Annotated in this window: 9 protein-coding genes; 3 read left to right on the forward strand and 6 right to left on the reverse strand. The window is 50.9% G+C overall.

Translation table 11 applies throughout. The annotated features are described in order from the left end of the window. The gene (locus LG384_RS14745) at window positions 1-1140 is read right to left on the reverse strand and encodes a polysaccharide export protein (RefSeq protein ID WP_045444723.1); all 1140 of its coding nucleotides are present in this window, start codon (window positions 1138-1140) and stop codon (window positions 1-3) included. A 653-nt stretch (window positions 1141-1793) separates the two neighbouring features. On the opposite strand from LG384_RS14745, the gene LG384_RS14750 reads away from it, so the two are divergent. Further along, window positions 1794-3380, forward strand: a complete 1587-nt coding sequence (locus LG384_RS14750) for a TerC family protein (protein WP_045444726.1) — start codon at window positions 1794-1796, stop codon at window positions 3378-3380. A gap of 53 nt (window positions 3381-3433) precedes the next feature. On the opposite strand, the gene asmA is transcribed toward LG384_RS14750, so the two are convergent. The 3 genes from asmA to udk all read right to left on the reverse strand — a co-directional run bounded on the left by asmA (window position 3434) and on the right by udk (window position 6628). Further along, a complete protein-coding gene (gene asmA, locus LG384_RS14755; RefSeq protein ID WP_048221095.1) occupies window positions 3434-5287 on the reverse strand; it encodes an outer membrane assembly protein AsmA in 1854 nt (617 codons plus the stop codon). 26 nt (window positions 5288-5313) lie between these two features. After that, complete coding sequence (gene dcd, locus LG384_RS14760) at window positions 5314-5895, reverse strand: dCTP deaminase (RefSeq protein ID WP_045444731.1); 582 nt, start codon at window positions 5893-5895, stop codon at window positions 5314-5316. Window positions 5896-5986: 91 nt separating this feature from the next. Continuing rightward, on the reverse strand, window positions 5987-6628 hold the full coding sequence (gene udk, locus LG384_RS14765; protein WP_003036776.1) for a uridine kinase: 642 nt from the start codon (window positions 6626-6628) through the stop codon (window positions 5987-5989). A 316-nt stretch (window positions 6629-6944) separates the two neighbouring features. On the opposite strand from udk, the gene LG384_RS14770 reads away from it, so the two are divergent. Beyond that, window positions 6945-10274: a diguanylate cyclase gene (locus tag LG384_RS14770; RefSeq protein ID WP_225761147.1), complete on the forward strand. Its 3330-nt coding sequence runs from the start codon at window positions 6945-6947 to the stop codon at window positions 10272-10274. Here LG384_RS14770 and alkA read toward each other — a convergent pair. Beyond that, window positions 10242-11111, reverse strand: a complete 870-nt coding sequence (gene alkA, locus LG384_RS14775; protein WP_225761148.1) for a DNA-3-methyladenine glycosylase 2 — start codon at window positions 11109-11111, stop codon at window positions 10242-10244. The two genes, LG384_RS14770 and alkA, sit on opposite strands and share 33 nt — an antisense overlap. A 136-nt stretch (window positions 11112-11247) precedes the next feature. Here alkA and yegD point away from each other — a divergent pair, with 136 nt between their 5' ends. Continuing rightward, window positions 11248-12600, forward strand: a complete 1353-nt coding sequence (yegD, locus tag LG384_RS14780) for a molecular chaperone (protein WP_225761312.1) — start codon at window positions 11248-11250, stop codon at window positions 12598-12600. 99 nt (window positions 12601-12699) lie between these two features. Here yegD and LG384_RS14785 read toward each other — a convergent pair whose 3' ends face one another. Continuing rightward, the gene (locus LG384_RS14785; protein ID WP_136345439.1) at window positions 12700-12759 is read right to left on the reverse strand and encodes a type I toxin-antitoxin system Ibs family toxin; all 60 of its coding nucleotides are present in this window, start codon (window positions 12757-12759) and stop codon (window positions 12700-12702) included. Window positions 12760-12942: the final 183 nt, after the last annotated feature.

The following is a 12942-nucleotide window of genomic DNA, read 5'->3' on the forward strand; positions in this document are numbered from 1 at the left end:
TTACCAGTTGTGAAGGTCGCTGGCCGTATCCGTCATGTAACGAACACCGCTGATAGTCGGCAGCAACTGATTGATCAAACGGTTCCAGCGAGAAACCGGCGCGGTCGTGACATACACCACGTCGTATGGCTGAAGTCGGAAAGAGGTCGCCATCACCAGAGAGGTCGCATCTGACATATCCAGTTGGTAGATATTGGCAATTTTGCCGCTGCGTTCGCCCTCGCCTTTTAACGGTCGAATGACGAAGATACCGCTGGCATTGGAGGTGGTCAGGTCGATACCTTCCGCATTTCCCAGCGCTTCGGTAAGCGTCATCCCGCTGAAGTCCATTTTGAGGGTGCTCTGTTTTTTCACTTCCCCCATCACGAAGACTTTAAGATCGTCATTACGTGGGACAAACAGAATGTCGCCAGGATAGAGCAGACGGTTCTGGCTCAGATCGCCATTTTGCATCAGCGCCTGCAGGGAAATACGTTGCTCCTGTCCACTATGGGTGAGCACAACGTTACGCCAGTCCGCCGCCTCGGTCAGTCCACCGGCGGCGTTAATCGCATCAAGGATAGTTAACGGAACGTTGGTGATGGCCTGCTGGCCGGATTTATTAACCTGCCCTGAGACATACGCCTTCTGCGAGCGGAAAGCAGCGATATTAACGTCCACCTGCGGGTCAGCAATGTACTTCGCAAGGCGCCCGGTAATATCACTACGAATTTCTGCCAACGTTTTCCCAACAACGCTCACTTTACCAATGTAGGGATAAAACATGGTGCCATCAGGTTGAACCCAGTTGCCGGTATCACTTGAGCTTCGGTATTGCCCCGCTGGCGTTGTGAGTTCTGGATGATCCCAGACGGTCACATTTAGTACATCACCTGCGCCGACCCGATACTGGTACCCCGAAATCTCCTGGTCCAGCGACATATTGGGTTGTGCAACATTCGGTCGTGGACGTAATTGCTCTACCAGTCGAGGGGTTAGTGGATAAACATTCACCATCCGATTGATATCAAAATCAGCATCCTGCTGTTTGATCACATCTTTACCCATCGTAGACATATTGCTGCCCGGAAGTACGGTACAACCGTTGATCAAGATTACCGATACCAATACTGGTATTAATCTAAGTTTGGATTTCATCATTGATTATTTATCACTTTGGCAGAGTAATTATCACGTGCATTCTAAATAGCGTCTTCACCTGTGCCATTTACATTGCCGTTAATTAAACGAAAATATAATCGGCATCAGTCCTAAAAAAATGAATTCGTCAGCAGTCTGTTGACAGATTAATTCAGGCTTATCATCAGGCGACCAGGCACGCTACCGCCCCTGGCTTCTTTAGCTACCAATGCACTGATTAATTTATATTTTTCTCGCCCCTCTATTTTCATCACTTTCATAGCAACAATGCAGCAGAAATAGCACTGCGGGGTGATATAGTAATATTTCTCTTTTGGTGATTACGGAAAGAATTGTTACAGCTAACGGTGTTACAGGCAAGAAAACAGCTCGTCGTCCCCTTGCTTTTAAGATTAATATTAAGGACGCAAATTTTATATTTTTAGGATTTTATTGATATTGACATTATCACTCTGCAATTACGTAACCTGCGATATTTCTTAAATATGTTAATATTTATAAAACTATATCCTGTAGTAAATTTAAGGCTATTATCTCGTGTCACTCCAGATATAAACGGCAGAGAAATCCCTTATCGCCATTGCATTTTCCGTCGGCTTTATCCATGATCGAATTGTGACAATTGTCATACAACTATGGGTATAGCTTTTACTATGGAATGGATTGCCGATCCGTCGATCTGGGCCGGACTCGTCACGCTAATCGTGATAGAACTTGTTCTTGGCATTGATAACCTCGTTTTTATTGCCATCCTCGCGGAAAAACTGCCACCTGGCCAGCGGGACAAGGCGCGTATTACCGGACTATTGCTCGCGATGGTCATGCGCCTGCTGCTGCTGGCGTCAATATCCTGGCTGGTGACGCTGACCACGCCACTATTTAGCATCCGGGATCTGAGCTTCAGTGCACGTGACCTGATTATGCTATTCGGGGGATTCTTCCTGCTGTTCAAAGCCACAATGGAGCTTAACGAGCGACTGGAAGGAAAAGACAGCGATAACCCCACCCAGCGTAAAGGCGCTAAGTTCTGGGGAGTCGTGGCACAAATTGTGGTACTGGATGCCATTTTCTCTCTGGACTCAGTGATCACCGCCGTGGGGATGGTCGATCACCTGGCGGTTATGATGGCGGCTGTCATTATTGCTATTAGCCTGATGGTGCTGGCCAGCAAGTCGTTGACCCGTTTTGTAAACAGCCATCCAACCATCGTCATCCTGTGCCTTAGCTTCCTGCTGATGATCGGTTTCAGCCTGGTCGCAGAAGGGTTTGGCTTCCATATTCCGAAAGGCTATCTGTACGCCGCTATCGGGTTCTCGGTCATGATAGAAGCACTGAACCAGTTAGCTATCTTTAACCGCCGTCGTTTCCTGTCAGCCAACCATACTTTGCGCCAGCGTACTGCCGAGGCGGTTATGCGCCTGCTAAGTGGACAAAAAGAAGACGCCGAACTGGATGCAGAAACCTCTGCTATGCTGGCGGATCATCACGACGGCCAGATTTTTGCCCCGCAGGAGCGCCGGATGATCGAGCGCGTACTGAACCTGAATCAGCGTACCGTCAGCAGCATCATGACTTCACGTCATGATATTGAGCATATCGATCTCAATGCTCCTGAAACAGAAATCCGCGCGTTACTGGAGAAAAACCAGCATACGCGCCTCGTTGTGACCGGAGAAGACGAACAGGAAGATCTGCTTGGCGTGGTGCATGTGATTGACCTTCTGCAACAATCGCTACGTGGCGAGCAACTCGACTTACGCGTCCTGATCCGCCAGCCGTTGGTATTCCCGGAGACACTGCCGTTGCTTCCAGCGCTGGAGCAGTTCCGTAACGCCCGGACGCACTTTGCTTTTGTGGCTGATGAGTTTGGTTCGGTTGAAGGGATCGTGACACTGAGTGACGTAATGGAAACCATCGCCGGTAACTTGCCTAATGAGGTGGAAGAGATCGACGCCCGACATGATATTCAGAAGAATGCCGATGGGTCATGGACAGCTAACGGACATATGCCACTGGAGGACCTGGTGCAATACGTTCCTATTCCACTGGACGATAAACGTGAGTATCACACGATTGCCGGGCTGTTAATGGAGTATTTGCAACGCATTCCAAAAACCGGGGAGGAAGTTCAGGTTGGTGATTACCTGCTGAAAACCTTGCAGGTAGAAAATCACCGGGTGCAAAAAGTACAGTTAATACCGTTGCACAATAATGAAGAAGAGATGGATTACGAAGTGTAGGTAACGTGTTGTAAGTCGGACAAGACGTAAGACATCTTGTCCGACAATACAAATCAGAGTTTATCGAGCAGCTTTTTAACGTCCTTGCCGTTGCGGGAGTCTTTATTGCGATCGGCCCAGTCATTCAACCGGCGTTTCGCTTCATCCTGCATGTGCTTACGCAGAAGCTGGTCTACCTGCAGGTTGTAGTTTAAAGCCTGCCACTTACCGTAGACCCTAAGCGGAATGGGAGTGGCTTTCAGGAAATCAATCAGTTTGCTTTCCCCATTCCAGCCGCCCAGCACGCGTACGTTAAACTGTGTATCACAGTTCTGTTCAACCAGATCTAACGTGCCTTTACCTGAAAGTGCCAGCATCGCGGACTGCCCTTCCATGTCGTCCAGCATAACCTTGCCGTTACTCAGCGTCAGATCGGTAACAAAACGATCCAGCCGGGTGACATTGTCCAGATCTTGCTGCGATGTTACATCACCGCCGCTGCGCTCAACCGCCTGCTGCACCAGTTGCTGGAAGTTCATCCCTTCCATACGCGTGTCGCTCATCTCGACGCTGGCCTGCCCCTGCCAGTGGTGACGAAATGCCTGAGCGTCAATATCTGAACCTGAAAAATCGCCAGTCAGCGACAGCTTGCCCGTCAGCGCAATCGGATAGTCAAAGGCTTTGAGGATAGTCCCAATTTCTACATTTTCCAGACGTGGATGAAAGACCGCTCGCGGCTGAGTCTTTCTGGCATCCAGCGTACCGGGAAGTGAGATAATCCCACCATTGCTTTTTCCCTGTAACTCATCAATGTTCAGCAATCCGGAATCGTTAGATATCTTCGCGGAAACATTATCAAAGGCCATTTTCCGCCAGAGAACCTTGTCCGCCTGCAATGTAATATCCGCAGAAAACCCCTTCAGTCCTTGATAAGATACGGCATCAACCTGCGAGGCGATGACCGGTCGAGCCAGCGTCGATTGACTCTGTCCCTGTTGCGCCCCACCGTTTGTTACAGCAGCGGCATCCTGTTGCACAATCAGGTTGTCGAGATTGAGCTGACCAAATCGCAGGTCGACCGACCATTCCGGCTTATCCGCCAGCGCGACCATAGCCTGCCCAGTCAGAGAGCTGTCATTAGCCGTCATCTTAATCTGGCTAAATGCGAGCTGTTTTTTATCTTCCTGCCATTGAGCCTGAAGCTGCCCCTGGCCGCGAATCCCCTGCTGCGGCAGGTCGGCGCCCTGTAACTGCCAGCTAAGCTGCTCAATATTAGCCGCGAGATTGTGCGGATAATCAGAAGCATCTACGGTGCCGCTAAGGGATAACGCAAGATCACGCTGATCGCGGTTCACGCGTCCGGTGAAGTCGAACGTACCGCGATGCTGGGCATCCTGTTCCATATTCAGGTGAATGTCACGAACCGTAATCTGTTCATCGTCTTCATGCTGAAATACCAGAACGCTGTCAGCAACCCGCAGACGAGCGATATCAAACGACCATCCGCGATCGTCTGCCAGATCAGGAAACGTATTATCTTTCGGAGCTACGGGCGCATCTTCTCCGCGCACCGCTTCGGTTTGTGGGGTCAGTTGGATCACAGCACCTTTGAGCATCACCTGCTTAACATCAAGCTGATGGCTCAGTAACGGCCACAACGCCACATCAAGACGCATATTGTCGGCACGTACCAGCGGTTCGCTGGCACCCTCAGCCGTTAACACCATGCGCCCGGAGAGGATGCTTAGCTGAGGCCATACATGCCAGCGCAAAGGACCATCCAACTGCAACTGATATCCGCTACGCGCAGCAACCTGCTTTACCATGTACGCGCGGAAATCATTCGGATTAACCAACAGTACTAACGCGGAAAAACCGGCCACCAGCACGACCAGAAGAATCATCAGCGTCGTCAGAAATCGTCTCATGCTATCCCCAATGGACTGACAAATACTCAGTCTTTATCAATCCGGCTGGCTACAGCGCCCTGCTGGTCGCGATATTTCGCATCCTGACGACGATTGTAAGGTCGCGCAGCCGGACCGGAAAGCGGCTCAAAACTCAGCGCGCCAATCGGCATGCCGGGGCGCAGGGCCAACGGTAATTTCCCGGAGTTGTAAAATTCCAGAACAATGCAACCCGACCAGCCCGGATCGATGCGGTGTGCAGTAACGTGTACCATCAGACCCAGACGCGCCAGTGACGAACGTCCGTCTAACCAGCCAACGAGATCGGATGGCAGCGTAACGGACTCCAGAGTGACAGCCAGTGCTAATTCCCCCGGGTGCAGGAAAAACGCCTCACCATCATCGAGAACGATTTCATCACTCATCACGCGATCCAGCGCGGCACTGACTTCATCCTTCGGTCCGCTCAAATCAATATACGGTGCCGTATGACCGCGGAACGTACGAAATTTGTTTCCAAGGCGCACATCTACCGTTGCGCCATTGATTCGCTCGACAGGAGGGCGTGGATTGATCGACAGACGACCTTCATCCAACCAGGCTTCAATATCTCGGTCACATAAACGCATGGCACTTTCTCCTTTCGTGCTTCAACCCCTTAACACCAGACGTGCTAAGGGTGAACCAGGTTATCACTGAACGGTACACAATTCGCTGAACTTATTCAAAGAACTGACTGATTTTCGCCTTCAGAATATCAATTGCGATGCGGTTTTTACCCCCACGCGGCACGATGATATCGGCGTATTGTTTTGAAGGTTCAATAAATTGCAGGAACATCGGACGGACGGTTTTTTGGTATTGCGCCATCACTGAATCCATGGAGCGGCCTCGCTCATTCACGTCCCGTTTGATACGACGCATCAGGCAAATGTCCAGTGGTGTATCAACAAAAATAGAGAAGTTCATCTCGTCACGCAAACGTGCATCCGTCAGCAGCAGAATGCCTTCCAGGATAATCACTTTCTTTGGTTCAATATGAATGGTGTCTTGCGTACGCGTGTGCTCAACATAGCTGTAAACGGGTAATTCAATCGCCGACCCGCGTTTAAGCGTTTGAAGATGCTGAAACAGCAGGCTGTGATCCATCGCGTTCGGATGATCGTAATTCGTTTTTACACGTTCTTCCATCGACAGATGGCTTTGATCTTTGTAATAACTGTCTTCGGGAATAACGCCAATATGTTCGTCACCCACTTGTTCGCGCAATTCGCGATAAAGAGTACTGGCAATAAGACTCTTGCCGGAAGCCGATGCGCCGGCAATGCCGATAATGACGCACTGATGAGACTGATCAGTCATAAATTTAGCGACCTGATTAACCTGGATGTAAGGAAGGGCGGCGTCGAAACGCCAAACGCGGCAATTATAGGGATTTCATTGGCGCGATGCCAGCCCAGGCTGCACCAATGCTGTCCCTGTCGCAAATTAAAATGGTCAGTTTTAAAGCAGGCACGCCATTTATTCTCCCGCCTTATGAATTAATAGCTTGGGAGTGTTAATTTATGAGCAGCTGGCGTATAAATTGTAAATTGTTTGTACTAGCATAATCTCAGATTAAACAGTACGCGCCCGGCATCTCCTCCAGGGCGACATCAGCTATTTGGGTAGAGTGGTAATGAGTAAACAATCCCAACATGTTTTAGTTACCTTACCTCATCCTCTACTGCGCCTGGCCAGTTTAGGTCTGGTGGCTTTTGTCTTTACGCTGTTCTCGCTGGAGCTATCACGCTTCGGAACGCAACTGGCACCGCTTTGGTTCCCCACCTCTATCATGATGGTGGCATTTTACCGTCATGCGGGACGAATGTGGCCCGGGATTGCACTGGCTTGCTCCTTCGGTAGCATCGGTGCGTCTTTGCTATTTTTCCCTGGCGAGTCACTTAATTTTACCTACACGGCCATCAATATTATTGAGGCGATCACTGGCGCAATGTTATTGCGCAAACTGTTACCCTGGTACAATCCATTACAAAATCTTAATGACTGGTCACGCCTGGCATTCGGTAGCGCCGTCGTCCCGCCGCTGGTTGGCGGCGTTTTAATGTGGCTGCTCCTCCCAGGCGAAACATCGCTAAATACGTTTCTCATTTGGGTTCTGTCAGAATCCATCGGCGCCCTCGCGCTGGTCCCATTAGGTTTGCTGTTTAAGCCTCATTATCTGCTGCGCCATCGCGATCCCCGTTTACTGTTTGAGACTCTCATCACCCTGCTGGTGACCTTAACATTAAGCTGGCTCTCCATGATGTACGTTCCATGGCCGTTTACCTGCGTTATCGTTCTGCTGATGTGGAGTGCCGTCCGTCTGCCACGTATGGAGGCGTTTTTGATTTTCCTGAGCACGGTAATGATGGTTTCGCTGATGCTCGCCGCTAACCCATCGCTGCTCTACACACCAAAAACGCACATTATGACGAGCATACCGTGGCTGCCGTTTTTAATGATTCTGTTGCCTGCCAACATGATGACCATGGTGATGTACGCATTCCGGGCTGAACGAAAACACATCTCTGAAAGCGAATCACGCTTCCGTAATGCTATGGAATACTCGGCGATAGGCATGGCACTGGTCGGTACTGAAGGACAATGGCTTCAGGCAAATAAAGCCCTGTGCCAGTTTCTTGGCTATAGCCAGGATGAGCTGAGAGCGTTAACCTTCCAGCAGTTGACATGGCCGGAAGATTTGAACAATGACCTGGAACAGTTGAATATGCTGTCTCGTGGGGAAATCAATAGTTACTCCATGGAGAAACGCTATTACACCCGCGCAGGCGAAGTTGTCTGGGCGTTGCTGGCCGTTTCGTTGGTTCGCCATAGTGATAACACCCCACTCTACTTTATTGCGCAGGTTGAGGACATCAACGACCTGAAGCACACGGAGTGGATAAATAAACGACTGATGGAACGTATTACGCTGGCAAATGAGGCGGGCGGCATTGGTATCTGGGAATGGGATCTGCAGCCTGACGTGATCAGTTGGGATAAACGCATGTTCGATCTCTATGAAGTCCCTGCGCATATCAAACCAACCTGGCAAGTCTGGTACAACTGCGTCGTTCCTGAAGATCGTGAGTACGCCGAAAATGTGATTCGCGATTCGCTTGCGGCGCGGATCCCTTTCAAGCTCGAATACCGTATCGCGGTAAAAGACGGCGTGCGCCATATTCGCTCGCTGGCTAATCGGGTGCTGAACAAAGACGGTGAAGTTGAACGCTTACTCGGCATTAATCTGGATATGACCGAAGTGAAGCAACTGCATGAAGAGCTTTATCAGGAAAAAGAGCGTTTGCATATTACGCTCGATTCCATCGGCGAAGCAGTGATTTGTATTGACGTTAATATGAACGTCACCTTTATGAATCCAGTTGCCGAGAAAATGAGCGGCTGGCAGCAGGAAAGCGCAATAGGTATTCCATTGCTGACAGTGCTACGCATCACCTTTGGTGAAAACGGTCCGCTCATGGAAAACATCTACAGTGCCGACATGTCACGTTCGGCAATAGAGCAAGAGGTGGTCCTGCATTGTCGTAACGGCAGTAGTTACGATATTCAGTACAGCATCACCCCGCTCAGCACTCTTGACGGTGGTAGTATTGGTTCCGTACTGGTGATTCAGGACGTCACTGAGTCACGTAAAATGTTACGTCAACTCAGCTACAGCGCCTCGCATGATGACCTGACCAATCTTGCCAACAGAGTCAGTTTCGAGAACCATCTGAAACAATTACTGTACACCGTACAGGACTCACACCAGCGTCATGTACTGGTCTTTATCGATCTGGATCGTTTTAAAGCAGTGAACGATAGCGCTGGACACGCCGCAGGCGATGCCCTGCTGCGCGAGTTGTCTTCACTGATGCTCAGTATGCTGCGCTCCAGCGACGTACTGGCACGTCTTGGCGGCGATGAGTTCGGTCTGTTACTACCGGATTGCAATATTGAAAGCGCACGCTTCATCTCGGGCCGTATCATTAGCGCCATCAACGATTATCACTTTATGTGGGAAGGCCGCTTACATCGTATTGGTGCCAGTGCAGGGATCACGCTGATTGATGAAAAAAACCATGTCGCGACCGAGGTCATGTCTCAGGCAGATATTGCCTGCTACGCAGCGAAAAACAGTGGTCGTGGGCGAGTATGCGTGTACGAGCCAGAGCAGAGTCAAACGCATGGTACACGAGGGCTGCTCTTGCCAGATGAACAGAAACAGATTATTACCCACAACCCGATACTCATGGTTGCCAGGGGTGTCGCATCCCCGCGCATTCCTGAGACATTTAGCTTCTGGCTTCTCTCACTACGTCTATGGAATAACGACGGCGAAGTCATCGAAGAACAGACCTTCCGCGCCGGTCTGGCAGATCCCATACTCAATCATGCGCTCGATCGGCGGGTATTTAATGAGTTTTTCTCTCATTCCGCCTCAGCTGTCGCCAGCAAAGGACTCAGTATTGCCCTGCCGCTTTCCGCCGCCGGACTGCTAAATTCGGAGATTGTGGATGAACTGTTGGAGCATCTGGAACAGAGTTCGCTGCCGCCACGGTTATTGCATCTGACCATCCCGGTGGGAGTGATGAATACGCATCCTACGCAGGCCGTATCAGCAATCCATCGCCTACGTCATGCAGGCTGTCGTATTATTTTAAGTCAGGCAGGTCGGGACTTAGAGGTCTTTGACGACCTCAAGTATCACGTAGCCGATTACCTTTTGCTCGACAGCGAACTAAGCGCCAGCGCTCACGGTAATCTGATGGATGAAATGTGGGTTTCCATTATACAGAGCCATGCACAGCGTCTTGATATCAAAACCATCGCTGGCCCGGTACAAATGCCACTTATCATGGATGCGCTTTCTGGCATCGGTATCGATATGATTTATGGCGATATCATTGCCGATGCCCAACCGCTGGATCTGTTACTCAACACCAGCAACTTTGCTATCAACTGACGGTTGCCAGCCTTCTGTATACCAGATATGCAACAGCGCATAGGAACGCCATGGCTTCCAGCGCTCTGCATATCGCCGGATTTGCGCAGGTGTCATGCCTGGAAAACGCTGTTTAATCAGGTAGTCATCTGGCAAAAAAATATCCTTCGCCTGCCATCCGCGCAGAGCAAAGTAGTTGGCAGTCCAGCGCCCAATTCCTGGAAAAGTTTGTAGATGCTTCACGCCTTGTTCAATATCAGACGGGGCAACAGATGCAAGCGTACCCTCCAGCGCGGACCGGGCCAGGTGGATCAACGCTTCGGCACGTTTCAGCGGCATACCTAACGCTTTCAGATGCAACAGATCGGCCGAGGCCAGCGCTTCAGGGAGGGGGAAACATACATATTCTGGAGCGTCTTCAAGTGTATCACCGTAGGCATGGGCAACTTTCGCCGTCAATTTTGCCGCCATCGTCACACTCACCAGTTGTCCTAAAATTGCCCGAACCCCCTGTTCGAAGGCATCGACCGATCCTGGTAGCCGCAGCCCGGGGCGAGCAGCCCCCAGATTACCCAATGCGCTGACAATAAGTTGGGGACGGCAGGTAAGATCGAACAACCGCTCGATTTTCGCCAGACACTCGGAGGCCACGGGTTGTAACCCTGGACTCAACGTAATCTGCAGCAGGTTGGCTTCCGGATCAGGGGTGACGCTCACCAGGCCGCGATGCTCACCGATGGCCAGGCTTCTTTCATAGTACAACTCCCCCACGGTTTCTACGCCATCCACCGCACGTGCGGCAAGAAACCCTAACATCCAGGGCCAGTCATAGGGTGGGTGCCAGCTCAGCGTTAACATCTGGTTTTCCTTTTTATTCAAACCTACAGCATAAACGGTATCCGAACGATGTGCCTTGCTTTCATATTCCAGTTGTCTGGACGGCAACATTTCGCTAAAGTCACGCCCCTTCTTCACTGGCATGGGGATTTTTACGGTGTTTATTGGTTTTGACTACGGTACGGCAAACTGTTCAGTGGCTGTAATGCGTGACGGGCAACCACAATTGCTCAAAATGGAAAATAACAGCACGCTACTCCCCTCTATGCTTTGCGCTCCAACGCGCGAAGCAGTAAGTGAATGGCTGTATCGCCATCATGATGTGCCAACAACAGATGACGAAACGCAGGCTCTGCTGCGTCGCGCGATGCGCTATAACCGCGAAGAAGACATTGATGTTAACGCCAACAGCGTGCAGTTTGGTCTGGCGTCGCTGGGTCAGTATATTGAGGATCCGGAAGAGGTTTACTTTGTTAAATCGCCTAAATCTTTTCTGGGTGCCAGCGGCCTGAAGCCACAGCAGGTTGCCCTGTTTGAAGATTTAGTCTGCGCAATGATGCTGCACATCCGCAACCAGGCGCAAAACCAGCTACCCGAAACCATCACCCAGGCTGTAATTGGCCGTCCGATAAACTTTCAGGGGTTAGGCGGTGATGACGCCAACACTCAGGCCCAGGGCATTCTTGAGCGCGCGGCAAAACGTGCTGGTTTCAAGGATGTGGTCTTTCAGTACGAACCAGTAGCAGCGGGTCTGGATTACGAAGCTACATTGCAAGAAGAAAAGCGCGTACTGGTTGTGGATATCGGCGGCGGTACCACTGACTGCTCGTTACTGCTGATGGGACCACAATGGCACCACCGAGCCGATCGTGAAAACAGTTTGCTGGGGCACAGCGGATGCCGCGTAGGCGGTAACGACCTGGACATTGCGCTGGCATTTAAACATCTGATGCCGTTGCTCGGCATGGGTGGAGAAACAGAAAAGGGCATCGCTTTACCCATTCTTCCGTGGTGGAACGCGGTCGCTATCAACGATGTTCCCGCACAAAGTGATTTCTATAGTACCGCCAACGGACGGTTGTTAAACGATCTGATCCGCGATGCTCGCGAAGCTGACAAAGTGGCCCTGCTGCTTAAAGTCTGGCGCGAGCGCCTGAGCTATCGTCTGGTGCGCTGCGCAGAAGAGAGCAAGATTGCGCTGTCGGGCCAGACAAACATCACTACAGCACTCCCGTTTATCAGCGATGCACTGGCAACGGCTATCGGCCAGCAGGGGCTGGAAACGGCGCTGAATCAGCCCCTGGCGCGTATTCTGGAACAGGTACAACTGGCCCTGGATAATGCACAGGAAAAACCGGATGTCATTTATCTGACCGGCGGTAGTGCCCGTTCACCGTTGATTAAAAAAGCCCTTGCAGAACAGCTCCCGGGGATCCCGATCGCCGGTGGTGATGATTTTGGCTCTGTCACCGCGGGACTGGCTCGCTGGGCGGAAGTGGTTTTCCGCTAAGTGGCTCGCAGGCTGAAAAGCACGCGTATTGACATCATCACTACTGTGGCTTATTTTCAGGAGTGAGGGTTAGGGAAGGTTTCCCTTCCACCTGGTGTCTTAGTAAGCCGGTAAGCTAATCACTAAGAGTATCACCAGTATGATGACGTGCTTCATCATAACCCTTTCCTTATTTTGGCCCCTTCCTCGGGAGGGGCTTTCCCGTTCCAGCGTCCCGCTGAAATCTTTGGCTTTCCTCCTTTTTGCCGTGCCAGCACTCTAACGCACAATGACGTAATCGCTATTTTCACCGCTGATTGTTGCGTAATGCCTCGCAAGCCGCGTCAGCATTCAGACGAATCC

The sequence above is a fragment of the Citrobacter sp. Marseille-Q3906 genome (assembly GCF_916618775.1).
GTDB lineage: Bacteria > Pseudomonadota > Gammaproteobacteria > Enterobacterales > Enterobacteriaceae > Citrobacter > Citrobacter murliniae.

What these genes read in the sequence shown, in the direction of transcription:
- LG384_RS14745 (WP_045444723.1), bottom strand. Translation starts at nt 1,140, where the DNA reads ATGATGAAATCCAAACTTAGATTAATACCAGTATTGGTATCGGTAATC.
- LG384_RS14750 (WP_045444726.1), top strand. Translation starts at nt 1,794, where the DNA reads ATGGAATGGATTGCCGATCCGTCGATCTGGGCCGGACTCGTCACGCTA.
- asmA (WP_048221095.1), bottom strand. Translation starts at nt 5,287, where the DNA reads ATGAGACGATTTCTGACGACGCTGATGATTCTTCTGGTCGTGCTGGTG.
- dcd (WP_045444731.1), bottom strand. Translation starts at nt 5,895, where the DNA reads ATGCGTTTATGTGACCGAGATATTGAAGCCTGGTTGGATGAAGGTCGT.
- udk (WP_003036776.1), bottom strand. Translation starts at nt 6,628, where the DNA reads ATGACTGATCAGTCTCATCAGTGCGTCATTATCGGCATTGCCGGCGCA.
- LG384_RS14770 (WP_225761147.1), top strand. Translation starts at nt 6,945, where the DNA reads ATGAGTAAACAATCCCAACATGTTTTAGTTACCTTACCTCATCCTCTA.
- alkA (WP_225761148.1), bottom strand. Translation starts at nt 11,111, where the DNA reads ATGTTAACGCTGAGCTGGCACCCACCCTATGACTGGCCCTGGATGTTA.